This is a genomic window from Asticcacaulis aquaticus, from assembly GCF_028550415.1.
In the GTDB taxonomy this organism is placed as follows: Bacteria; Pseudomonadota; Alphaproteobacteria; order Caulobacterales; family Caulobacteraceae; genus Asticcacaulis; species Asticcacaulis aquaticus.
Map to the genome: position 1 here is coordinate 128,866 of NZ_JAQQKX010000007.1, position 24,002 is coordinate 152,867.

General features: G+C 62.9%; 27 protein-coding genes. 3 read left to right on the forward strand and 24 right to left on the reverse strand.

Annotated features, from left to right (window positions below):
• Nucleotides 1–202 precede the first annotated feature (202 nt).
• The 19 genes from PQU92_RS10290 to PQU92_RS10380 all read right to left on the reverse strand — a co-directional run bounded on the left by PQU92_RS10290 (nt 203) and on the right by PQU92_RS10380 (nt 15,370).
• The gene (locus PQU92_RS10290; protein ID WP_272748134.1) at nt 203–1,186 is read right to left on the reverse strand and encodes a DnaJ C-terminal domain-containing protein; all 984 of its coding nucleotides are present in this window, start codon (nt 1,184–1,186) and stop codon (nt 203–205) included.
• A 59-nt stretch (nt 1,187–1,245) separates the two neighbouring features.
• A complete protein-coding gene (locus tag PQU92_RS10295; protein ID WP_272748135.1) occupies nt 1,246–4,875 on the reverse strand; it encodes a baseplate multidomain protein megatron in 3,630 nt (1,209 codons plus the stop codon).
• A 120-nt stretch (nt 4,876–4,995) separates the two neighbouring features.
• Nucleotides 4,996–5,442, reverse strand: coding sequence for a C40 family peptidase (locus PQU92_RS10300; protein WP_272748136.1), 447 nt, complete (start codon nt 5,440–5,442; stop codon nt 4,996–4,998).
• Nucleotides 5,435–6,088 carry a phage/gene transfer agent baseplate hub protein gene (locus PQU92_RS10305; RefSeq protein ID WP_272748137.1) on the reverse strand — a complete coding sequence of 218 codons (654 nt, stop codon included), beginning with the start codon at nt 6,086–6,088 and terminating at the stop codon, nt 5,435–5,437. Before PQU92_RS10305 ends, PQU92_RS10300 begins: the two co-directional genes overlap by 8 nt.
• Before the next feature lie 189 nt (nt 6,089–6,277).
• Nucleotides 6,278–6,889, reverse strand: coding sequence for a DUF2460 domain-containing protein (locus PQU92_RS10310; protein ID WP_272748138.1), 612 nt, complete (start codon nt 6,887–6,889; stop codon nt 6,278–6,280).
• Between the two features lie 11 nt (nt 6,890–6,900).
• Entirely contained in the window at nt 6,901–7,419 is a 519-nt protein-coding gene (locus PQU92_RS10315) for a phage tail tape measure C-terminal domain-containing protein (protein WP_272748139.1), read from the reverse strand.
• Nucleotides 7,409–7,597, reverse strand: a complete 189-nt coding sequence (locus PQU92_RS10320; protein ID WP_272748140.1) for a phage tail assembly chaperone — start codon at nt 7,595–7,597, stop codon at nt 7,409–7,411. The genes PQU92_RS10315 and PQU92_RS10320 overlap by 11 nt, the downstream gene beginning before the upstream one ends.
• On the reverse strand, nt 7,590–7,889 hold the full coding sequence (locus tag PQU92_RS10325) for a GTA-gp10 family protein (RefSeq protein ID WP_272748141.1): 300 nt from the start codon (nt 7,887–7,889) through the stop codon (nt 7,590–7,592). The genes PQU92_RS10320 and PQU92_RS10325 overlap by 8 nt, the downstream gene beginning before the upstream one ends.
• The gene (locus PQU92_RS10330) at nt 7,879–8,286 is read right to left on the reverse strand and encodes a phage major tail protein, TP901-1 family (RefSeq protein ID WP_272748142.1); all 408 of its coding nucleotides are present in this window, start codon (nt 8,284–8,286) and stop codon (nt 7,879–7,881) included. The genes PQU92_RS10325 and PQU92_RS10330 overlap by 11 nt, the downstream gene beginning before the upstream one ends.
• A 111-nt stretch (nt 8,287–8,397) precedes the next feature.
• Nucleotides 8,398–8,865, reverse strand: coding sequence for a DUF3168 domain-containing protein (locus PQU92_RS10335; RefSeq protein ID WP_272748143.1), 468 nt, complete (start codon nt 8,863–8,865; stop codon nt 8,398–8,400).
• Nucleotides 8,865–9,188 (reverse strand): hypothetical protein, encoded by a 324-nt coding sequence (locus PQU92_RS10340; protein WP_272748144.1) that lies wholly within the window; start codon nt 9,186–9,188, stop codon nt 8,865–8,867. The genes PQU92_RS10335 and PQU92_RS10340 overlap by 1 nt, the downstream gene beginning before the upstream one ends.
• Complete coding sequence (locus PQU92_RS10345; RefSeq protein ID WP_272748145.1) at nt 9,185–9,454, reverse strand: head-tail connector protein; 270 nt, start codon at nt 9,452–9,454, stop codon at nt 9,185–9,187. Before PQU92_RS10345 ends, PQU92_RS10340 begins: the two co-directional genes overlap by 4 nt.
• A 192-nt stretch (nt 9,455–9,646) precedes the next feature.
• Entirely contained in the window at nt 9,647–10,855 is a 1,209-nt protein-coding gene (locus tag PQU92_RS10350; protein WP_272748146.1) for a phage major capsid protein, read from the reverse strand.
• Between the two features lie 141 nt (nt 10,856–10,996).
• A complete protein-coding gene (locus PQU92_RS10355; protein ID WP_272748147.1) occupies nt 10,997–11,407 on the reverse strand; it encodes an HK97 family phage prohead protease in 411 nt (136 codons plus the stop codon).
• Nucleotides 11,404–11,628, reverse strand: a complete 225-nt coding sequence (locus tag PQU92_RS10360; RefSeq protein WP_272748148.1) for a hypothetical protein — start codon at nt 11,626–11,628, stop codon at nt 11,404–11,406. The genes PQU92_RS10355 and PQU92_RS10360 overlap by 4 nt, the downstream gene beginning before the upstream one ends.
• Nucleotides 11,621–12,808, reverse strand: a complete 1,188-nt coding sequence (locus PQU92_RS10365; protein WP_272748149.1) for a phage portal protein — start codon at nt 12,806–12,808, stop codon at nt 11,621–11,623. Before PQU92_RS10365 ends, PQU92_RS10360 begins: the two co-directional genes overlap by 8 nt.
• Before the next feature lie 44 nt (nt 12,809–12,852).
• Nucleotides 12,853–14,040: a DNA-packaging protein gene (locus PQU92_RS10370; RefSeq protein WP_272748150.1), complete on the reverse strand. Its 1,188-nt coding sequence runs from the start codon at nt 14,038–14,040 to the stop codon at nt 12,853–12,855.
• Nucleotides 13,988–14,416 (reverse strand): hypothetical protein, encoded by a 429-nt coding sequence (locus PQU92_RS10375; protein WP_272748151.1) that lies wholly within the window; start codon nt 14,414–14,416, stop codon nt 13,988–13,990. Before PQU92_RS10375 ends, PQU92_RS10370 begins: the two co-directional genes overlap by 53 nt.
• A 486-nt stretch (nt 14,417–14,902) precedes the next feature.
• The gene (locus PQU92_RS10380) at nt 14,903–15,370 is read right to left on the reverse strand and encodes a YcgN family cysteine cluster protein (RefSeq protein WP_303657355.1); all 468 of its coding nucleotides are present in this window, start codon (nt 15,368–15,370) and stop codon (nt 14,903–14,905) included.
• Between the two features lie 269 nt (nt 15,371–15,639).
• Here PQU92_RS10380 and PQU92_RS10385 point away from each other — a divergent pair, with 269 nt between their 5' ends.
• Complete coding sequence (locus PQU92_RS10385; RefSeq protein WP_272748152.1) at nt 15,640–17,472, forward strand: ABC-F family ATP-binding cassette domain-containing protein; 1,833 nt, start codon at nt 15,640–15,642, stop codon at nt 17,470–17,472.
• Nucleotides 17,473–17,734: 262 nt separating this feature from the next.
• On the opposite strand, the gene PQU92_RS10390 is transcribed toward PQU92_RS10385, so the two are convergent.
• Both PQU92_RS10390 and PQU92_RS10395 read right to left on the reverse strand, forming a co-directional pair.
• On the reverse strand, nt 17,735–18,265 hold the full coding sequence (locus PQU92_RS10390) for a DUF2846 domain-containing protein (protein ID WP_272748153.1): 531 nt from the start codon (nt 18,263–18,265) through the stop codon (nt 17,735–17,737).
• Between the two features lie 38 nt (nt 18,266–18,303).
• Entirely contained in the window at nt 18,304–18,930 is a 627-nt protein-coding gene (locus PQU92_RS10395) for a hypothetical protein (RefSeq protein ID WP_272748154.1), read from the reverse strand.
• A gap of 530 nt (nt 18,931–19,460) precedes the next feature.
• Here PQU92_RS10395 and PQU92_RS10400 point away from each other — a divergent pair.
• Complete coding sequence (locus tag PQU92_RS10400; RefSeq protein ID WP_272748155.1) at nt 19,461–20,684, forward strand: hypothetical protein; 1,224 nt, start codon at nt 19,461–19,463, stop codon at nt 20,682–20,684.
• Nucleotides 20,685–20,695: 11 nt separating this feature from the next.
• Nucleotides 20,696–21,781, forward strand: a complete 1,086-nt coding sequence (locus PQU92_RS10405) for a DUF2336 domain-containing protein (protein ID WP_272748156.1) — start codon at nt 20,696–20,698, stop codon at nt 21,779–21,781.
• 2 nt (nt 21,782–21,783) lie between these two features.
• On the opposite strand, the gene PQU92_RS10410 is transcribed toward PQU92_RS10405, so the two are convergent.
• The 3 genes from PQU92_RS10410 to PQU92_RS10420 form a co-directional block, all read right to left on the reverse strand.
• Nucleotides 21,784–22,248 carry a hypothetical protein gene (locus tag PQU92_RS10410; protein WP_272748157.1) on the reverse strand — a complete coding sequence of 155 codons (465 nt, stop codon included), beginning with the start codon at nt 22,246–22,248 and terminating at the stop codon, nt 21,784–21,786.
• 245 nt (nt 22,249–22,493) lie between these two features.
• Nucleotides 22,494–23,264, reverse strand: a complete 771-nt coding sequence (locus tag PQU92_RS10415) for a hypothetical protein (RefSeq protein WP_272748158.1) — start codon at nt 23,262–23,264, stop codon at nt 22,494–22,496.
• A 9-nt stretch (nt 23,265–23,273) separates the two neighbouring features.
• Complete coding sequence (locus PQU92_RS10420; RefSeq protein WP_272748159.1) at nt 23,274–23,975, reverse strand: hypothetical protein; 702 nt, start codon at nt 23,973–23,975, stop codon at nt 23,274–23,276.
• Nucleotides 23,976–24,002: the final 27 nt, after the last annotated feature.

Sequence of the window (24,002 nt, forward strand, 5' to 3'; positions counted from 1 at the left end):
AACTTATACCTCCCCAACTCGTTGGGGAGCCGGGCGGCCGGTGCCGGGGACCGCACGAGCGAACGCAGTGAGTGAGATGTGGTGGTGGGGTATCTTACTTACTGCACCGTCTGTTGAAATTAAGTAAGACACCCCACCACCGCTCGCTCCGCTCACGGTCCCCCTCCCCGCCAAAGGCAGGGAGGAATAATATTGTTTTCGGCTACTTCCGACGCGTCGCCGGGTGGCTGGGCGTATAGGGTTCGTCGCGGCGCCATTCCTCGGCATAGGCGACGAAATCCTCATCGACCTTGTCCGGCAGAGCCAGGACGATCTTGGCGAACAGATCGCCGCGTGCACTGGTCTTGCTGTCATACCCGCCGCGCCCTTTCAGGCGCAGCACCGCGCCGGAATTGGAGCCCTTGGCAATCGTCACATTGACCGGACCGTCGGGTGTGGGGGCCTGTACCTTGCCGCCCAGCACCGCGTCGGGGATCGAGACATAAAGATCCATGTGCAGATCGTTGCCTTCAGGCCGGAAAACCGGGTGCGGCCTGAGGCTCAGCTCGACAAGGGCATCGCCATGCGGCCCGCGCCCCGATGATGAGGCCGCCCCCTGCCCCTTGAGGCGCAGGGTCTGACCGTCCTTGGCACCCTTGGGGATATTGACGTCGACCGTGCGGCCGTCGGTGAACTGCACCCGGCGGGTATTGCCCGCGATCGTGTCCATCAGGTCAATGTCGAGCTTGATTTTCAGGTCGTGGCCTTTCGCCGCCTGACCGAAACCGCCGCCGGGATTGGCACCGCCCCCGAAACCGCCAAAACCGCCGCCGAAGCCACCGCCCGGATTGCCCTGACGACGACCACCGCTGCCGAAAATATCGAAAATATCGTCCAGATCGACGCCGTCGAAATTACCGCCCGCGCTACGGCCATAGCCGCCGGAAGCGCCGCCACCGCCACCGAACCCACGGTGGGTCTCGCGGCCGTCGGCATCCATCTGACCCGCATCGTATTTCTTGCGCTTGTCGGGGTCTTTGAGCAGGTCGAAGGCCCCCGACACGCGCTTGAAGCGGTCCTCGGCGGCCTTATTGTTGGGGTTGCGGTCGGGGTGCAGTTCCTTGGCCAGCTTGCGGAACGCCTTCTGGATATCGTCCGCGCTCGCGCTCCGCGGCACGCCCAATTCAGCATAAGGATCGCCAGCCAAGTTCTAAACCTCCACAGAAAAACACGCAGTTGACGGAGGTTTCCGGGCAAGTCAATGGGTTACAACCCATGAAGCCGCACCTCCAGCGGCAGACCATAGGCGGATGTAGTCGATTTCTGAACGATTTCAAGGCGGCTCTCTGCGTCAAACCCGCCCGGATAGTCGAGCGCCCGCAGATCGTCGCCATAGACGAACCGGCTCTCGGTCACCTCGATTTCGCGACGCAGAGCCTCGCCCTGATAAAAGCGCAGACGATAGACCTCCACTGCTTCGTCCACCGGCGGTTCAAGGTCCAGATGATCGCCGCCGTAACGCGCACAGCGTATCCAGCTTAGGCTCACCCCCTCGGCCTCGCGCCGCACCCGACCATGCACCGGCGCGCGCGGCCTGAGCGCCAGACCGGTCCAGGCGGCCTCCACGTCGATCGCCCCCTCCGCCGCGCCGCCGAAGCCGCTGCGCCCGGCCCGCCACAGACGCGGCAACCCCAGTTCGTCGTTCGACATCTCGGCGCGAGTAAAATCCGGCGGCAGATGAACGACCGCCGCACCATCGGCGACGGGCAAGGCCCGTGTGCCCCACTGCCCGCGCAGCAGTCCGCGCAACCGATAAAGACGCGGCCCCAGCGGCACGACCTCAGCGTATTGAATGATCTCCCATTCATCGCCCCTGACGCAGATGAAATTCTCCCCGCCCAGCACATCGGTCTCGGATCGCGATTGCGGGGCCTCGCCTTCGAGATAGATATCGAGAGACGCCTCGCGCAAACACACGCCCGACTGCCCCGCCGAAAGCGCCATGCGCGTCTCGCCGATGCCCGCCGCCTGACGGATTTGCCCGCGCAGACGCAGGGCACTCTCGCTGGCCCCGGCATAGATATCGATGCCCATAAACGGTGACGAAGACGCCACTACAATGGGTCGCGTATTGCTCTCATCAGCCCCGAAACACGGCAACTCCAGCAGGGTAAACCCGGTCAGGATCGGGGTGACGATGCCCTCCCCGCCGCCCGACGGTTCGCCCGACACCACCGCCCGCGACGGCGGCACGGGCGTCAGTAGCGCCGAAGGCCGTTCCGACAGGTCGATCCCGCTGATACGATAGTTTACGCCTTCGAACGCCACCGCATCGCCGATCTCGAAGCGCAAAATCTGCGCGGGCGACAGGTCGACACTGATGCTTTCGCGCACGCCTTGCGCCTGAGCCAGGGTATAGCCGGCAAAATCGCGCGCCTGCGCCGCCGTCAAAGCCAGCGACAGGTCGAGGCTCAGCGTGTCGCCACTCGCCGCATCCGACCTCGCATGAACCGCCTGCACCTGATAGTCGCGGTCGAGGTCGTAGCAGCGCAGGATCAGCGCGCCGGGCACTGCCATAAGGTCGCGCCGCGCCAGCACCGGATCGCGGTCTTGGAACGCCAGATCATCGCGCGACAGCTCCACCGCCATACTATCGGCGATCACCGTCAGCCCGTTCCGGTCGGCAATTTCCAGCCCCAGATAACTGAGCACCGGCTCAAGCGCCTGCGCCGCGCGCATCGGCTGTTCGATGACGTAGCCATCAATCTGGCCTGACGCCGCCGAGACATCGAGATCGGCCCCGGCCTGCTCAGCAATCGCGCTCAGCAGGTGTTTCGCCGAAGCCCCGCCCACGCGCCCGTTGAGCCAGTGCCCGGTGTGCCAGTTATCGCCGTCGCCCCACACCTCGGCTTTCTGTGGAAAGGCCGGATAAGGCCGCGCGTCCCAGCACCACACATCCATGCCGCTCAGCATCGGCGCGCCGTAAACCGTGCTGACCGGATTGTTGGACGGATCGCCATAGAACTCTGTCAGCGCCGTCAGGTAAGACCGCTGCGCCCGGTCGTCGCGCTCACCCGTCGAAAAGGGCGGCACGGCGCTTTCCGACGACTTTGGATCGAGAAACAGGTTCGGCGCGTTCGGCCCCTTGTCGATGGCGCCGCAGCCATATTCGATAAAGCGCACGGGCTTCGATTGCGGCACCCACGCCGTCGAGGTCGCCGAACGAACGCCACTGGGACGGTCGTGATGCGCATTCGCCCACCAGCTCCGCACGTCCTTGGGCCGGAACAGCCAGTCTTCGCCATGCGCGCTGTCGATAATCGGAGTACGGATTTGCGCCTCGCGATCTTCCGCCGACGCATAGTACCAGTCGAACCCCTCGCCGCAGCGTACCCGCGACCTCAGATAGGCCGCATCGTAGATCGAACTCGCTTCCTCCGCATCCAGATGATCGCCGTCGCGCCAGTCGGTTAGCGGCGCGTACCAGTCGATACCGACAAAATCGATATTGGCATCCGCCCACAGCGGATCGAGGTGGAAATGCACCTCACCAGCCGCCTGATGGCCGAAATATTCGCTCCAGTCGGCGGCGTAGGAAATCTGTGTGCTCGCCCCGACGATGGTGCGGACCTCGGCCGCCGAGGCCTGCAACTGCGTGACCGCGGGGTAGCTGCCGCCGAGGCGCGCCGTCGTCACCCCGCGCAGTTCGGAACCGAGCAGCACCGTATCGACGCCCCCGGCCTCGACGCCCAACGCCGCCAGATGTCTGACAAAGCGGTTGAGCCCCCACTCTCCGGTGAAAAACGTCGTCACATCTTCATCCGACGTGATCCGCCCGCGCCACGGAAAGCCTTCGCAGTCCATCAGGATAAACGGCACCAAGGTCACCGCATAGCCGCGCGCCTTCAGCGCCCTGATCGCCTCGACCACCGTCTGATCCGACGGCGTACCGCCATAGACCGGACGGTCGTCGATCGTGCTGATCAGATGCGCCTCGGTTCGGTTCAGCCCGGCCACGGACCAGTGCAGCGGCTTGGTCCGTTTGTCGTACTGTTCGACGCCGGGTTTAATCTGACACACCGCCGCGTCGAGGCTGTCGCCGAACCAGCTGACCACCAGATTGACGCGTTTGACGTTCGGCAATTGTGCCTGAAACCGATCGAGCGACACGAGAAAATCGGGTCGCCCATCGGCGCTGTTCTGCGTCTCCCAGCGCGCACCGCTGAGACCTTCGAGCACGGCATTGTGCGCGGTGGCATAGACGAACTCGCCCGCCCCGGGGATCAGGCATACGCCCTCGATCAGGGTTTCCAGACCGTCACCGGGCGCCCGTCTGAACACCTCGACCGACAGGCTGGGCGGGCGGTTGCCGAAGGTGGCCAGCGGCAGGTCTTCGAACACCAGATAGGCCAGACCGCGATAGGCCGGGGCCGAACCTTCGACGGCTTCGATCAGAGCGTCGGGCATCTGGTTGTCACCGCCGGTATAGAGCCGGTAGGCGAGCGCCGATTGATCGAGCAATTGCCCGTCGGCCCAGATGCGCCCGATGCCGTCGATGGGGCCTTCGCACAGACCCACCGCGAAGGACAGGCTGTAGGCGTAGGACTCGGTCTTCGGCGACGCTTTCGACGCGCGCGTGGTCGAGCGGTTTTCTTTCAGCCGCGCTGTCCACAGGATCGTGCCCGCCACGCGTCCGCGGCCATAGACCTGCTTGATCGACGCCCCCTGATCGGCGGCCGCGACGCGCACGCCGTCCAGCCGCGAGCCCAGCTGCCGGACAGGTGCCAAAGCGTTGACCACGGTGCGGTCGATGGCCTGCCCGATGGTCGAGCCAATAAACCCGCCGACGGGACCGCCGAGCGCACTGCCGATAGTCGATAAGATAACCTGTGCCATGAAAATCTTTCCTTCCCCCTCTCCCTGAGGGAGAGGGTCGGGGTGAGGGGGAAATGCCAGCCACGACTAACCAGTTCCCCCTCATCCGGGCTTTGCCCACCTTCTCCCCCTTCAAAAAAACTAAGAATGGGGAGAAGGAAACTTGAACGCCGCGACCACATGCCGACGCCACCATGTCCCCAGCCACGTCTCGACGACCGCGTGGCCCCAATAGGCATGGATCAGAGCCGCCCGTGGATCGGCCATATCGCCCGCACTCAGGATCGCGGCGTGCTTGGCCACCGCGCTGGGCCTCAGCCGAAACACCAGCACATCGCCTGCCTGCGCCTCGGTCACCGCGACCGGCGTCAAATAGCGCGCCAGCCCTTCCAACAAGACCTCACGCCCGCCGATTTCGGCCCAATCGCCGCTATAGGGCGGCAGGTCCCAGGGCTCATCGCCTTGCATCGCCCGCCACACCCCGCGCACCAGTCCCAGACAGTCGCAGCCGACGCCTTTGAGGCTCATCCGGTGCTGATAGGGTGTGCCGATCCAGCTTCGCGCCTCTTGCAAAACCGCGTCACACACGACCGGACCCCGCGCGCGAGCGCCCGTCCATCACGTCGCCGGAGCGCGGATAAAGCGTAACGAAATCCTCCCCCGGCAGGTCTGGGAAGCCGCGAAAATTGAGCGCATTGTCATGCACGTCGTGGCACGTTGCATAGCGCTTGTCGCACGGGCCGCTGCCTGACGCGCCACATCGGGCATCGCCGAACACCGCGTCGCACAGCGGTGTGAACCGCCGCCCGATGACGCGCTGAAGCTTCGCCGCCGCACCTTCGACATGGGCGATGAAACCGCTGCCCCGCGCTTCGATCCGCGCCAAAGTGCCCGTACCCATCGTCACATAGTCCCCGCCTTGCCAATCGACGACGAAGCTTTCGACCGTCGCGCCGTCATAGAACCCCGCGCGGATATCGGCGGGATCGAGCGCGTCAGCGGTCAGCACGCCAGACACCGAAGCGTCCGATGCTTCCATGCCGAGATCGACCGACGCCGCCCCTTGCGTCAGACCGGTCGAAGCCCGGCACACGACGCCGAGCACCGTCAGGTCGCGGTCGTGATCGGTAAAGCCCAGTCGCTCGCCATCGCTGCGCGTAAGGATCCACGCATGGCAGAGTCGGGCCGCGCCCTGTGTCAGAGCTGTATTTATTGATTCCGGAATATGTCGCATAATCGCCCCTTCATACCTCCCCAGCTTGCTGGGGAGGGGGACCGCACGAGCCACGAAGTGGTGAGATGTGGTGGTGGGGGTTCTTACTTACTTTCTTGCGACGGGGATTGTTGAATCTCCGCAAGATACCCCACCACCCCTTTGCTTCGCAAAGCGGTCCCCCTCCCCGGCATAGCCAGGGAGGTATAATTAAACTCGAATTTCCACCAGCGGCACGGCGGCCACGCGGCCCGCATCGAAGCCTTCCAGCGTCAGGTCCAGCCGGTCGGAATCGAACCGCACCGGCGTATCGAACTCGAACCCGGCGTGGACGGTCACGCCCACCGCCGGGGCGGTCTCAAACGTCACCAGACCCGTCGTGTGATCGACGCTGAACGCGGTCGTGACGACGCCGTTCAGCGCCACCTTCACCGTGTCCGCGACCGGCTTGGCGATCGTTCGCGTCACCCCGCCATAGGTTTTGGTCAGCTGCAACACCGTTCGCACACCGTCGCCCGTGCCGATCATCTGATCCACCGCCGCCACCGCCGCATTGACCGCACCGCTTTTGAAATCGGCGAAATCCTTGAAACGGAAGCCGTACAACGGCCCCTCACGCGCCTCGAAAAAGGCCAGCAACTCCGCCGCGTCGTGCAGCGAGCGCACCCCCGCCCCGATCAGATACCGGCGGCGGCCCTGCGCCCAGGGACTGACCCGTTGCTCAAAACCGGACGCCAGAGTCGTGATCTGCGTCCGGCGTTCGATCCCCGCCCCTGACCCGAAGGCCAGACGCACGGGAAAATTCACCTCGTGAAACATCATCGGCTCCCCAATCATCTGAGTGAAAGTCTGGCCGCCCGGTTGAGGGCCGCCGCGATCTGCGCTTCCGACCGCACGAGGCTGTCCGCTCCGCCCGCGATCGTCAGCGACACATTGACGGTTGGCCCGCTACCGCCACCGATCTCGCCCGAAGTTGCCGGACGGAACCATTCCGGCCCGCGCTCGCCGACCAGATACGAGCCGCCCGCCGTGACGTAGCCGCCATCGGCCCGCGCCCCGGAAAACGACGTCGCGGCGCCGTTCAGCATGTCGCCCAAAACGCTGGCCAGCGAACCACCGCCGGACGTACCGGCGGCTGCATTGACCGCATTGATGATCGCGGCGGCCAGTTCCGACAGGCTGATCTCGCCGTCCTTCGCCGCCCGGCTTAGCGACCGCGCCAGCGACGATCCGGCTTTCGAGAACGCCTGATCGATGGCGTCGGCGGAGTCCTGCGCCGGACCTTTGAGGGCCTGCAAGGCGATGGCCGCCTCGTTGATTTGGGCGGTCAGGCTGCCCAGTTCACTGTTCATCTTCGTCATCCGGAAAAAGGGTCATCAGGTCGCTTAAGGCACGCCGATCCAGCGGCAGAGCCTGTTCCGGCGGCGCGCTCAGCCACAACCATTCGCGCCAGCTTAGACGCCAGAACGCGTCCGGCGTCAGGCGCAGATCGACTACGCCCAGACGGAACATCGCGGGCCAGTCAGTCATGCGTGTTCATCGCCCGGAACGCCGCGACGATGGCTTCGATGGCCTCACTCAGACTGATGTGCAGAACCGGCAACTCGATCTCATCGAGCACCAGCGCTTTCAGCACCGCCCAGACGTCCTTCGCGCCCATGGTCGCCAGTTTCGCGGCCAGCGCCTCGAAGCCCGTCACGTCAAAATGGGTCTCAAGTTCAGCCAGGGCTTTCAGCGTGACGCACAGGCGCAGATCCTTGCCGCCGATACAGGCGACGACCTCGCCGCGTGCCTTGTTGATGAGGGGCGTCTCAGAGGGCATCGAACACCACCTCTCCCGCCGAGGCGAGCGTCAGAGCAAAGGTCGCCTCGGCGTCGTGATCGCCCGCATAGTCCAGCGAGGCGATCAGAAACGCGCCGGAAAACTGACCGAAATCGGGGACGATGATCTGCCAGTTTCGCGCCGTCTGGGCGAAGAAGGCTTCGCGCATGATGGCGTCCGACGCGGCGTCTTTGAAGACGCCGGAGCCGGAGACCGAAAGCGCCTTGACGCCCGCTCCGGCCATCAGCTCGCGCCAGCCGTTCGGACTTTGCGAGTCGGTGACATCGACGGTTTTTGCATTGAGCGACACGGTGCGCGCCCGAAGGCCCGCGACGGTGACGTAAGCCGTCCCGTCATGAATTTTCAGCAGCATGTCGCGGCCTTTTTGCAGGGCCATGGGAGTCTCCAATAATCCCCTCTCCCTGAGGGAGAGGGTTAGGGTGAGGGGGAAATGGTGGGCATACGAACGGTCCATGAGCTTGGGGAAACAGCTCCCCCTCACCCGGTGCTACGCACCACCCATCGCTGGCGAAAGCTGTACTTTCGCTGGCGCTATACCCTCAGGGAGAGGGGATTCAGTCACCACGCGCAGACGCAGGAGGCCATAGGTCGACCGCTTATCGGCGCTGCGGAACACGTCGAGATAGCTGACACGCACCGAAACCAGATGCTGATCGTCGAGATTCAGGGCTGCCTGATCGAGCACCACGCGCAATTCCGACGCGATGGCTCTCGCCTCTTCGGTGCCGGAAAAGCGCGACACCGCCATGAGGGTGATGACCTGTTCGGTGGCCGTATCCGCACCGCTTACGGCCTGCGCTTCGACGCGCGTCAAAGCCACATACGGAAAGACCGGATCGGGCGGCACTTCGTCGTAAATCCGCACATTGCTGCCGAGCCAGATTTTCAACGTGTCCTGCGCTTTGAGGTGCGCGATCAACGCCTTTTGCACGTCGCGTAAAGGATCGAGCGCCATCAGTGCACCCGCCCGAGACGCACGCGCACGGTCCCGTTCTGGTCTTCGTCGACAGACAAGACCGTCCAGTCTTGCGTGCGGATTTTGAGATAACCGCCGCGTTCGATGCCGGAGGCCGATCGACAGGTAAATTCCGCATACTGACGGATCAGGGTTTCCCCTTTCGATGCTTGCGATTCCTGCGACACGTCCGTTTGGAAATCGCCCCAGGCCGTGCCTTCATATTGCGGCATCTGGGTCGATCCTCCGTATACGGTTTCGGTGCAGATCAGACGGTAGATCTTCGCCGGGGTCTTCAGATCGGCGGCTTTCAGAGGATTCATAGCCGCACCTCGCGATAGGGGGCGATCCACGGCTCAAGGCCTTCAAGCGACACCTCGCCTTCGCCGCGCACGGCATAGGCCCGCGCGGTGAGATCAAGGACCGCCAGCCGCAACGGCGCGGCGGAATCCGCATCGAGCACGAGGCCCAGAGCGGTCTCCAGACGGGCCTTGGCGGCGGCCACCAGCGTGGCGATTAACGCGTCTTCGTCGTCGTGCGACACGCGCAGGAAGAGCTTCGCTTCGGTGAGCGAAACAGGGTCTGACATGGGGAAAAGCTCCATCATACCTCCCCAACTTGTTGGGGAGGGGGACCGCGCCCGAAGGGCGGGGTGGTGGGGATTATTGCTTACGTGCGATAGCGGGTATGGAAACAAAGTAAGATACCCCACCACCACATCTCACTTGCTTCGCAAGCTCGTGCGGTCCCCCTCCCCGACAAGTCAGGGAGGAGTGAGGTTTTAGCTTGCCGCGATCTTGAGCACCTTGATCGCATCGAAGTTCTGCACGCCGCCGCCGACGCGTTTCGTCGTGTAAAACAGCACGTACGGTTTTGCCGAATACGGGTCGCGCAACACGCTGAGGCCCGCGCGATCGACGATCAGATACCCCTTGGCGAAGTCGCCGAACGCCACCGGCAAATTACCCGCACCGACATCGGGCATGGCCTCGATCTCCTGCACCGGATAGCCGAGCAGGTGCGGCAATTGCCCGGCCTGAGTCGACGGCTGCCAGATATACTGACCGTCCGAGCCCTTGAACTTGCGGATCTTGGCCGCCGTCCGGCGGTTCATGACGAAGTGCGCGTTCGGGCGGTACTTGGCCTCGGTCGCGTAGGTCAGGTCGATCAGGGCATCGACCGGGCCGGAGGATGCAAAATCCGCCGCCGCACCCGACACGATATGGCCGATCTGCCCCCAGGTCGCCGAGGCATTGGCTGCGGTCGTGTAGTTGAGGAAGCCTTTCGGTTTGTTGGTGCCGTTGCCGTTGACGAAGGCCTCGGTTTCCTGCGCCGCGAAGCTGTCCTCGATCTCGCTGGCCAGCCACTCATCCAGATTGATAAAGCTGTCGTCGAGCAGGGCCTGGGTCGCGGCGGGAGACGCATAAAGCTCCGCCGCCGGGAATTCCAGCAGGGCCAGCGTCGCCGGATCGGTTTCCGGACGCGCGGCGGTCTCTGCGACCCAGCCGGCGACGACACCGGCGGTCGAGACCGGCTTTTTGAACGTCGCCGCGCCGACCGTGCGGACGGTGGCCAGCGAACGCATCGGTGAGACCTGCGCCAGACGGCGTTCGACGAAGCGTTCGGTCTCATAGGGCGCCAGGGCCCCGGACCCCGACGCGGTCGACAAACCGGCCTTCAGTTCCAGCGTCACGCGACCCGAGCGCATATAGCCGTCCCAGGCGGATTTCGCCTCAGTCAGGTCCGGTTGCGCGGCGGCGATATCGGGACGCGCCTTCTGGCTCAGCAGGCGGTCGAGACGCGCCTGAGCCGCATTGAGGTCGCGGTCGATGCGTTCGACCTTGTCATCGAGCAGCCGATCGCCCTGTTTCTTTTCCAGCGCGTCGAGGCGCTGATCATTGGCCGATTTGAAGGCCTCGAAAGCCGACAGGACTTCGTGCAGGGCGGTTTTGACCTCGGTTGAGGGGATGACGTGTTTCGTTTCGTTCATATGTTTTCTCCAGCTTTAAACCCCCTCTCCCCCATTCTTCACTATTGAAGTGGGAGAGGGCTGGGGTGAGGGGGAAATGTCAGACACTTAGTGCGGTGTGACAGTTCCCCCTCATCCGGCCCTATCGGGCCACCTTCTCCCTCAGGGAGAAGGAATGGTAAACCGCGCGCTGTTGAGCATCGGGAAAGTCACCAGCGACACCTCCCACAGCGCCACGGCGGTCAGAACGCGCAGCCGCCCGGTCTCGTCGAAACGGCTCTTTTCTGTGCGAAATCCGATGCTCAGACCGTCGATCACACCCGCCTCGCTCAGCGCCATGACCATGCGGCCTTCGGGGGTGGCGTCGATGATCCGGCCCCGGACGAACAGACCGGTCTCGTCCTCGACCACCTCGTCCCAGACGCCGATCGGCGCTGTGACCTTGTGCTGATAAAGCATCCGCACGCCTTCCGGCCCGGTGCGCAGCAGGCTGTCGCGAAAGGCCCCCGGCACCACGACATCGTCGTTCAGATCGCGCTCATAAAATCTGGACGCATAGCCCTCGATGATCATATGCGCGCCTCGTCCAGCTTGGTTTCGATCCGCGCCAGAGCGGCGCGTGTCGCCAGCGCCTGTTCCTCAAGACGCGCCAGTCGCTCGACCACCCCGGCCTGCTGCTGAAAGCGCGCCTCCAGCGTATCGAGTCTCGCCCCGGCGCGCCCGAACCACATCAAAGCCGCCGCCGATTGCAGGATGATCGTCATGATCACCCCGCCAGTGAAAATCTCACTCATAGGTATCTCCGTAGGCGGAAAGTTTCTCACTGAGCCCCGCCAGACGCCGCTTTTCGCTGGCGTCCATAAAGGTCGCCGCCTCCAGCCGTGCCCATAGGGCCTCGCGCTCCGCCGACAGGGCGGGCAGGCCGTCGATATCGGCAACAATCCGCGCGCCGGGGAACTTCGGACTGAGCCAGTTCGACAGCGACCGCGTCGTCTTTTCGACCAGCGGCAGGACCGTGTGACGCCAGAAGGCAGCATTGGCCTCGCGGTAATTGGCGTAGGCATTGTCGCCGGGAATCCCCAGCAATTGCGCCGGGATACCGAAGGCCAGAGCGATGTCGCGCGCGGCGGCGTGCTTGCCTTCGATGAAGTCCATATCGGCGGGCGACAGCGACATCGGCTTCCAGTCGAGTCCGCCCTCTAACAACAGAGGCCGCCCGGCATTGTCGATCCCGGCGTGGTCTTCGGTCAGTTGGCTTTTCAGCCGCTCGAACTGCTCCGCGCTCAGGCGATCAGACGCCTTGCCGCCATAGACCAGCGCCCCTGATGGTCGCGCCGCGTTATCGAGCAGGGCCTTGTTCCACGCCCCCGACGCATTGTGGACGTCGATGGCGAAGGCCGCGGCCTCCAGCGGCGAAAAGCCGTACCAGTCGTCGAGCGGATGCCACAGCTTCAGGTGCAGCACCTTCAGCCAGCCGGTACCGTCGCGGGCGATGCGCGTGGCGCGGCCATTGACGGTATAGTCATAGGCCTCGGGCCAGCCCTTGGCATTAGGCACGACCTGCACGCGCTCGGACCGGAGGGCCCACAGCTCGAACGGCGCACCGTCGATCTCGGCGGCTTCGATATAGGCGTTGCCCGCGGTTTGCAGCGACGCATAGAGCGCCTCGCGCAGATCGGCCCCGCCCTGTTCGGCGTTGGGGCGTTCGAGCAGCGCTGATAAAGGGTGCGCCGTGTCGTGCCGCCCGTCGCAATCGACGCGCAACGGCACCGACGCGGCGGCTTCGGCGATCATCCGCACGCAGCGATAGGCGACGGCGTTTTTCGCGAAGCCTTCGCGGGCGAGGGCCTCATATTCGCGCGGCGTCCACTGCGCCCGCCCCTGCCCCGTCAGAGCGATCAGGGCGCGGGTTTGCGAGTCCTTTGTTTCGGGCACAGTCCGTCGCTGCCCGAAAAAGGTGTTGAAAGAGAGCATATCGATCCTCGTTAAACCCCCTCTCCCTGAGGGAGAGGGAAAAGTCAGAGACGCCGCATCCGGGGCTCGGCTCTTCCCGTGATCATCAGCGCCGTGATCGCCCAGACCAGCGCATCGGCGCGGTCCGGCGAATGGCGCATCTCTTCGGTCCCCAGCCCCATCATCTCTTCTTCGAGGGCGACAAAGCGGCCCGTATGGACCACCCTGCCCTGTTCGTAGAGTGCGGCGACCGGCTCGGCGCGGGCGCGCTTGCCGACGCGGGCGTGGACCAACTCGACCGGCGCGTCGCATCCGGCGCTCAGCAACACCTGACGGACCATGTCGCCGCCCTGATTGGCCTCGGCGACCACGCGATGCGCGTCGTATTGCGCGATCTTCGCCGCCACCACGGCCGCCCAGCCCTGCGGCGTCGCCCCCGACAGGGTGGCGTCTTCGAGCACATAGGCCCGATTGTCGCGCCGTCCGGCGACCACGATCCCGCAGGCATCGCCCGTGCTGGACACCGGCGGATCGACCGCCACCACCACATCGTCAAAGGCGGGCGGGCGGTTGCCCAGACAGCGGCCGAGGTCTTCGGCCCGCCACAAAGCGCGGCGGTCGTCCTCGACCACCAGCCCCTCCAGTTCCTGCGCCGCCAGCCGCGTCCCGCCGTAGAGCCCTTTGAGCCCCTGCAGAAACGGATCGGCCAGATTGAAATAGTTGCCGGCGGTATTGGACCGCGTCATCACCGTGCCTTTTTCCGCCATCAGCGTCTTCAGCGCCCGTCCCGGCTTCGGCGTCGTCGTGACGCACAGTCGCGGTGCATTACCCAGTCGCAGCCCCATCCGTAACATCGCCAGAACCTCCGCCGGTTGCCGCCAGGCGCAGAACTCGTCCGCCCAGGCGTAATGAAATTGCGGGCCGCGCAAGCTCTCCGGGTCTTCCGCCGAATAGGCGTAGGCCACGGCCCCGTTCGGCCACCTCAACCGCTTGCGCGACACTTCGTAGGAGGGTCGGTTACCTTCATCGGCGATGGCCTTGAGGCCCGACGGCCCCTCGATCATCACCTCCCGCACATCGTGCAGCGTCGGCCCGACCAGAGCGAAACGCAGGCCCTTTTGGATCAAGGATTTGACCCACTCGGCCCCGGCGCGCGTCTTGCCCGCGCCGCGCCCGCCGAGAAACAGCCAGGTCAGCCACTCACCCGGCGGCGGCGTCTGGGCCTCGGTCGCGTAAAACGCCCACTCCGTCATCTTGGGCCGCCAGGTCGCGCTGTTCTGCTGCTTCCGCCAGAAGGAAATTTCTTCGTTGCTCAGCCATGCCAAAGAGCTTGCGTTCAAGCTTGAGTCCCCAGCTTTCGCGAGCGTCCGGATCGTCTCCAGATCCGTCGGTTTCGTCGGTTTCCATGTCGTTGTCTCCGTCATCGCCCACCATTTTGTGGATTTGCTCGGCCGCCTTGGCGACGACCAGAACGACCTTGGCCCTTTTTTCCAGCAGATTGAGCGCGTCCAGCGAATGTGCCTGCTCGGCATCTTTAATCAGGCTATCCGCCAGCGTCATAAGCTGGCTGATCTGCTTGGCGCGGATGGCCTTGAGGTCGGCAGGTTTGAAAGGCGTGTCGTTTTCCATGCCTCAACAATAAACCGGCACGGGCAGGCGGGGAGATTTGAGCGTGATAAAAACGCAACCCTCTGATCAGATTTATATAATTCTTATGTAAGGCGGGGACAGGCCCATGTCCCCCTTATGCATTGCAGTGCAAAAAACTGTCACAGAATTCGCCTATAACGGCGTCATTGGAACTTTATGGTGCTGGCGTATTAAGCATCGCTACTTAGTTTGCGTCTTTGCTTTAAGTGTTTCAAAAACAAAACAAGCCGCGGTTCGCCGCGGCTTTTTATTTGGGCCTTTTCATACCTCCCCAACTTGTTTGGGGAGGGGGACCGCACGACGCCGCGTTATCGCGGCTAGATGCGGTGGTGGGGGCCGTCTCGGTGGTAACACCACGCTCTTCGGGCCAGCCATTTTTGCGCGAGCTCTACGCGAGCCCCCCCTCCGTCTTTTTGCGTTCCGCAAAAATCCACCTCCCCCAGTAAACTGGGGGAGTAGAAACGACTATTCCTCGTTATCCGTCTTGTCTTCCAGCAGATCGAACGCGGCGAAATCGAGCGCGTCTTCGGGGTCGTCCAATGCGTCCTCAGAAATCGTCTGACCGCGCACCGACACCCCCGCACGGTGGACGCTTTCGCGGTCGCCCGTCAGCAGATAGTGCCAGCGCGGCAGGTCTTTCCCCTCGTGCAGGCGGCGATAGGCGCAGGACTGCGGCATCCATTCCAGCGCCTCGATATTGTGCGGCGTCAGCTTGATGCAGTCGGGGACATATTTGTGCCGTTGCGGATAGTTGGCGCAGGCGCAGGTCTGGCTGTCGAACAGCTTGCAGTGGACGCGCGTGGGGATGATCTCGCCGGTGTCCTCGTCCTCCAGCCGGATCAGGCAGCACAGACCGCAACCGTCGCAGAGCGATTCCCACTCAGGCACGGTCATTTCGGATAGGGTCTTGGTCTGCCAGAAGGGTTGGGTCATGGAAATTGCGGCACTCGTTGAAATAGTTCCCCCTCACCCGGCGCTTCGCACCACCCTCTCCCTCAAGGGAGAGGGAAAAGAAAGAAACCGCCTGTAATCCCCTCTCTCTTGAGGGAGAGGGTTAGGGTGAGGGGGAAAAGTCGGCTGCATACGCGAAATTCAAACACTTTGCAAAGAACCCTTAAACCGCTACATGCTCGCAAGATGTTTTTGCTGGTCGCATTTCTGTTGCGAAAAACCGGTTCCCACTTTTTCGCGAAATGCTCCCCATGAACGCACGCGCCCCCCAAAAAGCCCCGCTGATCGCCCTCAAAGACGTCCGTCTGATGGACGGGATGAACCCGCTGTTCGACGGTGTCGACCTGGCGCTGGACAAGGGCGTGCGCGCCTGCCTTGTCGGCAAGAACGGCGCGGGGAAATCGACCCTGATGCGGCTGATGGCCGGCTTGATCGACGCCGATTCCGGCGAGCGCGTGGTCATGCAGGGCCTGCGCTACGCCTATGTGCTTCAGGAGCCGGAACCCGTCGGCGAAACCGTGCTCGACTGGCTGGTCTCGGACGGCGCAGAATCCTACATGGCCGAGGCCGAGCTGTTCGCCTTCGGCCTGTCGCCCGATACGAAATGCGCCTCCTTGTCCGGCGGGGAAAAGCGCCGCGCCGCTCTGGCCAAGGCGTTTGCCGAAGAACCCGATCTGATCTTTCTCGACGAGCCGACCAACCACCTCGACATCTTCGCCATCGAAACGTTGGAAGATCAACTGCGTCAGTTCAAGGGCGCCGCCCTGATCGTCAGCCACGACCGGACCTTCCTTGAGCGCGTGACGCAGCGCTGCTACTGGCTCTACGACCGCAAGATCATGCGGCTGGACTCAGGCTATACGAATTTCGAAGCGTGGTCGGACAAGATCGTCGAGGAGCAGGCCGAATCCCTGCGCCGGTTAGAGAAGGCCATCGAGCGCGAAACCAAGACCTTCTACAGCTCGATCACCGCCCGCCGCACGCGCAACGAAGGCCGCGCCGCGCGGCTGAATGCCATGCGCGCCGACGCCGCCGAACGGGTGAAAAACCTCGGCAAGACGATGGAAATGAGCATCGATTCCGGCGGCACCTCGGGCAAGCTGGTCGCCGAACTGAAGCACGTCTCCAAGGGCTTCGGCGACAAGGTGCTGCTAAACGATTTTTCGACGCGCATCATCCGCGGCGACCGGCTGGCCATCGTCGGTCCGAACGGCGCGGGGAAGTCGACCCTGGTCAAGCTTCTGATCGGGCAGATCGAAGCCGACGCGGGCGAGATCAAGCTCGGCACCGCGCTCGAAGTCGCCTATCTCGATCAGGGCCGCGACACGCTGAAAGGCGACGAGACCCTGTGGGACGCGCTGGCCAATTCCGGCTCGGATCAGATCATGGTCCAGGGCAATCCGCGCCACGTCGCCGCCTACGCCAAGGACTTCCTGTTCCGCGACAATCAGTTGCGTCAGCCGGTCAAGTCGCTGTCGGGTGGGGAACGCAACCGTCTGCAACTGGCCCGCTCTCTGGCCAAGGCGACCAACCTGCTGGTGCTGGATGAGCCGACCAACGACCTCGACATGGACACGCTCGACCTGCTGGAGGACATGCTGTCGGATTACGACGGCACGCTGATCCTCGTGTCGCACGATCGCGATTTCGTCGACCGTCTGGCGACGTCGACCTTGGCCCTGAACGGCAAGGGTCGCGCGGTCGAAACCCCCGGCGGCTGGCAGGACTTCCTGCGCCAGAACCCGGACTTTTTCGAGGAACTGAGCCACAAGGCTCCGTCGGTAAAGGCGGTGAAATCCGCGCCCCAAAAAGGTGAAAAGCCGGTCGCCGCGCCGGTCAAGGCACCCGCGAAAAAGCTGAGCTACAAGGACCAGAAGCGCCTCGAAGACCTCAACGCCTTCATGCCGAAATGGCAGGCCGAGATCAAAAATACCGAGGCCGCCCTGAGCGATCCGAACCTCTACGTACGTGATCCGAAAAAGTTCGACGCCCTGATGAAGGCCTTGGATAAACTCCGCACGGACCTCGAAAACGGCGAGATGGAATGGCTTGAGCTTGAAGAAAAGCGCGAGGCCCTGAAGTAAGTTTAATTCATACCTCCCCGGTGTACCGGGGAGCCGGGCGGCCGGTGCCGGGGACCGCACGAGTTGGCTGTAAGCCAACGAGATGTGGTGGTGGGGGCCTGTGCGATCAGGGTATCACACTGATTGGGCCACAGATTTATTCGCGGTCTCTACGCGAGCCCCCACCGTCTTTTTTGCGTTCCGCAAAAAATCCACCTCCCCCGGCACGCCGGGGGAGTATGAATAAGCTTTCGGTCTTCGGCCCTGCGACCTGAACCTGACCCTACTTGCGGTCAGTCGCCTTGGCCTTGGTCAGCTTCAGTTTCTTTTCCTGAAACGCCTCTTCCGACGACGGCGTCAGGTTCGGACGCGCCGCCACGACGCCGACCCCGATCGACTGGATGACGTAGTAGGTTTCACCGGCCTCGACTTCCAGACGCAGCGTATCGCGGGCCTCGAACGAGATATTGTATTCGCGGGTGCCGGGCTCGGCCACATGGACGAAGTAGGTGCCGTTGGTCAGCTTGCCGATGCCCGTATCGCCTTCGCGAACCGAGAAGCTGACGGCCGCGCCGACAAAGCGCGACGGACGGAAGAAGACGATCTGCGCCTTGCCCTCGGGCGGAGCGCCGATCTCGTTCAGCTTGGCCGCAGCCTGAACCGACTCCGAAGCGGATGCGGACGAAGAAGAAGAAGAAGAAGAAGAAGAAGAAGAAGAAGAAGACGAGGCGCTCTCGTTGCTCTGGGCATAGGCCCCGGTCGCACCAAGCGCAAAGGTCAGGGCCAGAGCGGCGATGGTCTTAAGATGTTTCATGATAGTCCCCCTATAAGTTCAGGTCATTGGATAAGGATTTATTGCGAGGCCGCCGGTGTTTCGACGGGCGTCGTTGGCGTAAAGTCGGCCCCCAGCTTGGCCGTGGCCATCATGCCGACCTGCGCTTCCATATGGCCGCCGGTCACGGCCAGACCGAACACACCGACGACAATAGTGGCCGCCATGGCGCCGCTCACATTGTCCTGAGCACCCATTCTCATCTTCAAGGCGCGAATAGGGACCTGACGGCCTTCGAATTCGAGATAACGCGCCGCCAGAACCAACTTGCCCGGCTTGCCGCCCATACCGGGCTTACCGGTGTCGATGACCTCACCCTTACCCGGCGTACCTTCGGGAATGACGACCGTGCCGTTCCACAGCAGCGGTTCGGCCAGTTTGAGCGCGAACATGTCGCCGACCTTCGCCGTGCGGGTCGAGACCAGCTCGGTGATAACGACCACGATCGGCGTGCCGTTGGGGATAGTGATGGACTCGGGCTTTGGGGCCTCAAGCTTGGGCCCCTCAGGCTTCGGATCCGGCGCGGGCGTCTCGGTCGCCACGACGGCCGGAGTCCCGCCTTCCGGCGGCGCGGACTGCGCCCACAGCGCGGACGGTAACAGACACGCCAAACCTGCCAGAGTGACAGTGGTCAAGATCTTAAGCATATGAAATCATTCCCCCAATCGCCGCCCCCGGCGCATTTTCAGGAGTCATAACCGGACTTTGCGACTAAGGCAAACGATTTCGCGCGGCATCAGCCGGTCACCACCCCGGCGAGGCGAACATGCGCCAAACTCAACCGGGGATAAGAAGGACGTGACTTTCTGAGGTGGTTGTGATACCTCTAAACGGCAAGGCGAGAGGCTTTAGGGCCCCTCACCCCGCCGCTTAGAGTTTGAGTCTCACTTTACTGATAATCAATTTGCACGTGACAATCAGTTTTGTGAGACTCAACCTAGCGGAGACGCTGAAACGGAGTTTCATAGCGGTCTCCATTAAGCTGCCGGATGACATTACCCGGCAATTAAACATAACCCACGCCGCCATGGCTGCATACGAAATCTTTTCAATCAAAGATTGAGTCTGTGCTGCGGCATCCGGTCACCGTCAAAAAATCACTGTTCCATTAGGTCAATATTAAATCGTCTGCCTTAGGCTGGAAGGGTTGCAACACCTCCTTCCAGGGCCCAAGCCTATGATGAACCGCCTTCGCATGTCCTGTCTGACCGCCAGTCTGGCGGCGATAAGCCTTGCGCTGAGCGGCGCGGCGGCGGCCAAAGCCGCGTCCAGTGCGGCGTCCAATTCGGGCCAGTTGACCTGGTCGAACAAGCGCCCGCACCCCGAAAGCCTTGAACCCACCGAAGTTGAGACGCCGAAGCTGGATAAGACCCTGCCGAACGCCGCCACCGGCAATGACGGCTTCCAGATTCCCCCCTCGCCCTACGGTCAGGTCGGCAACCCCTATCGTCGCGAACTGACGTGGTCCAATAAAGGCAAAAGCGCGCCCCCGCAGGTCACGGCCGACCCCAAGGTCGAAGCGCGCGCCGAAGTGAAACCTCTGCCCCAGCCCGCACCGAAAGCCGAAAAGCCGCCGGTCGAACTGGCCTCGAACTGGACGCCTGCGCCCACGCCGCGCTTCGAGCCCAAGGCCCCGGAGCTGAAGCCCGACATTCGCCTGCAGGCCGCGCCCCAACCTAAGCCGGAACCGAAACCGGAACCCAAGGTGATGGCCGTTGCGCCGCCGGAGCCTTTCAAGGACCCGGTGAAGAATATCGATGCCCCGCTGCCCTTGCCGACGCCGAAACCGCCGGTCGTCACCGCAGAAAAGATCGATGCGCCCCCACCCAAGATAGAGCCCCAGACAGAACCTAAGGCGGAACCGAAGCCTCAGCCTAAACTGGCATCGGACGGCGGTTATCAACTGCCCCCCAACAGCAAATATGCCGGCAAGGTCGCCCCGGAGCTGGAAGGCAAGACCGCGCCCAAACCCGATCCGAAAGCCGTGGTGGCCGCTCAGAAAGAGGTCGCCAAACAGGCCGACGCGCCGAAGAAGGACGCGCCCCCCAAGGACGCCCCTAAGGACACCAAGGTCGCTGCCAAAACCGACGGCAAGGACCTGAAACTGGCCGCAACGCCCGAAGCCGCGCCTCTGGCTCAGGCCGTCGAGGACGAGGCCTACGTCCCCTTCGTTCCGGGCAGCCGTGCCACCAATGCCTCTCAGGCCCCGCGCTACTATTCCCTGCACCGCGCCTATGGTTACGAGCCCGATCCCGCCCCGCACGCCGGTGGTGAACTGGCGCTCGACCCGACCGCGGTCCAGACCAAGGACAAACCCAAGATACAGACGAAGGACGAGGCGCAAAAAGCGCCCGCCCCCGTCCAGGATACCGCTCAAAACACCGGCAAGAAATCCCAGTAAGGCGCCACAAAATGTCCGTAACGCTTACCCATCTGATCGAACTGGCTCAGGAACCGTCGTCGGCCAAACGCCGCGAATTGCTGCGTCAGGTGACCAACGTCTTCATGTCGCACCCCGAAGAAATCGCCGGGCCGGAAATGGCGCTGTACGACGAGGTGATGAGCCAGCTGTCGTCCGAGATGGAAATCGTCGTCCGCGCCGAAATCGCCCAGAAACTGTCTCAGGCCAAGGCCGCGCCTCTGGGTCTGCTGCGCCGCCTCGCCTCGGACGACATTTCGGTGGCCGAGCCGATCCTGACGCGGTCCAAGGCCCTGACCGAAAACGACCTGCTGCACGTCGTGCAGACCCAGGGCCAGGGCCACCTGCGCGCCGTGTCGCAACGCGAGGAAGTGCCGGAATCGGTATCCGGCGTCATCGTCGAACGCGGCGACGACACCACGGTCAACACGCTTCTGCGCAACGAAGGTGCGCGGCTGTCGCGGGCGACCAACGAAGCCGTCGTCCAGCGCGCGCAAACCAGCCCCGCCCTGCACGACGCCGTCGTCAACCGCAAGGACATGCCGGCGGACCTGATGAACGACATGTATTTCGTGGTCGAAGCCCGCCTGCGCGAACGCATCATGCAGGAAAACGCCAAGCTGGACCCGGCGGTGATCGAACAGGCCCTGTCGAAGAGCCGCAACACGGTCGCCATCGCCAACGGCTCCTTCCCGGCGGACTACGAGAAGATCTGCGCCGAGGTCGAGGCCTTGTCAGCCAATCAGAAGCTCACTCCGGCATTGCTGGCCAAATATATGCGCGACCCGAACCCGACCTGGTTCCTGTGCGCGCTGGCGACCATGGCCGATATCGACTTCCTGACGGCGAAGCACGTGGTCGAAAAGCGCGAAATCGACGCTCTGGCCATTGCGTGCAAGGCCGCCGATCTCGACAAGGCCCTGTTCCTGACCTACGCCATGATCATGCTGGCGACGCAGGAAAACGCCATGGGCCGCGCCTCCGAATATGGCCGCCTGTACGAGGCCCTGCCGAAGGAAACGGCGATGCGCACCATCCGCTTCTGGCGTATGCGCCGGGCGGAAGGCCACGCGGCGTAATCTCAGGCCTCCGCTTCCAAAGCCCTTCGGTCCTCGGCTAGTTTAACGAGATCGGCAAGGATGCTTTTATCGGTTCTCTGGGCCGCCGCATCGCCGTGGGACCGCGACAGGGCCCAATGAAACGCCAGTCGAGCCAGTTGAAGACAGTCTTTTGACCGAAAAGTTGTACCAAGTTCCCAGTACGCATTGGCAATCATCTGGTAAACGCCCTGAATTATAAAATCATCCTGAGGGGCCTGCGCCAGACCATACTGTGTATCGAAACGAAGACCGGCCATGGCCAGTTCAAGGTCGCCGCGTTCGATACCTGTGCGATAATAGTAAGCCCGGTTATTCGGCTTTTCCTCCAGTGCCAAAACCGCCGCATAAGCCTGATCTGATTTTGTAGGGAGTGGCAGCAAGGGCAGACTTTCCCCCTTGCGCAATTTCCATACCGTCGCTTCCTGGTAAAGGCGGTCGGCTTCCATTTGGGCTTCTGAAACTACCGGATGGAATATCTGACGATTTATACGCACGCCATTCGGATGTTTCGGAGGCCGTATAATCAGCAGCCCCAGAATGACTCAACCAACCAACCGGCATACGGCGTCAGGACGTCTGCACCCGTTTGAATGAACGCTATCGCCACAATAGCCATCTCCCCCCTATCCTTCTGCAACAATAAAATGGCAATAACGGAATGGCAATGCTGGCTATGGAGTCCACAAACGCCCTACTGCGCCGTTGCCATGCAGGCATAGGTGACAATGGTGATATTGGAGGTCGGCTTCGCTGTATAAGGCCCGCGCGTGACCGTCGCCGCCGTCAGGGTCGCTTTCGGCCCGGACTTCGCCAGCTTCGCATCGATAAAGGCCTGAGCCTCGGCCAGCCCCTGCGGCAGGTCCGACGGCGGCGTATAGTCCTTGATCTTTTCGCCGCACAGCGCAATCGGTGAGCCGGTACGGGCGGAGATTTCGCCCTCCTTCACCGCGTCCATCATCCGCATATAGTTGGGCAGGATGTTCAGCTTGCCGACATAGACATAACCGCCCGCGGGCACGTCGAACTGCGCCGTGTCGCGGTCGAAGCGCACCTGCCACAGGGACTGCACCGTCACCGCATAGATGACTGTTTTTCCGGCGGGGACGCTGACCACCCACCATTTGCGGCCCGTCGCCTCGTCGCGGTAGATGCGCGGAAACCCGTGCGGCAGATATTGCGACGACGCCGCATCCAGACGGCCCGGAACAACGTGGTAATCCGGCGCGTTGAGCTGCTCCCACTCCTTTTGCGTCTTCTTTTCAAGCAGGGCCGGATCGGCCTGATATTTGGCCGCGTTCTTGTCCTTGAGCAGATAGGCACGCACCGCGTCCTTAGAGAAGCGGTCCGGCTGCTCGACCTCCATCACCACGATGCCCTCGCCGTCGCGCGGCGTCGGCAGCTTCGGTTGCGCGGCGGCAACGCCCGCCACCAGACTCAAGACCATAACAATCAGAAAACGCATATTATCCCCCTACTTACCCGAATAATAACCGCGGCAGAGCTTGTTCACCCCGAACGCATCCCGGCCGGTAAAGAAGGTCGTCGGCCGCAACTCCGGCACGACGATCTCACGCGTCGGCTGCTTCAGATTGGCGACCAGCGTCGTCGCCTGCCCCAGCCCGTCGGGTGTTTCGGCAGGCAGGGTAAAATGCTCTAACTTGCGGTCGAACAGATAGATCATCGGCGCCTGACTCATCGCCAGAGCCAGACGGTTTTCCGACATCACGTCGTTGATTTCGCGAATATAGGGCTTGGGATCGAAACTACCGATGAAGTAGGTCTTGCCTTCCTCGACCGTAAAGCTGAGCGTACCGCTGTTGAAACAGACCCCCAGACGGTCGGTCATGAAGTCGTACAGCGCCACCTCACCGGCATTGACCTGCCCCACCAGAAAACGCTGCCGGGTCACGGGATCGTCGATCATGTACCAGGTCAGCCAGCCGGAAAACGGCGTCAGTTTGTTACCCTGCGTGGCGGAGTCGAAGCTGCCCGCCGTCAGGACGCCAACATTGGCGAAGGGCTTGCCTTCCTCGGGCCGCGTGATCATCAGGATGACCAGCGCCTTACCTTTTTTGAGATTGAACTGTTTTTCCGCTGGCGTTGCGGCCACCGCCGACAGGCTGGCGCACAACATGACAAGACCGGCCACAAAGGCCAACAGACGTTTCAGCATAGTCTCCCCCCGAAATACGGCGGCAAC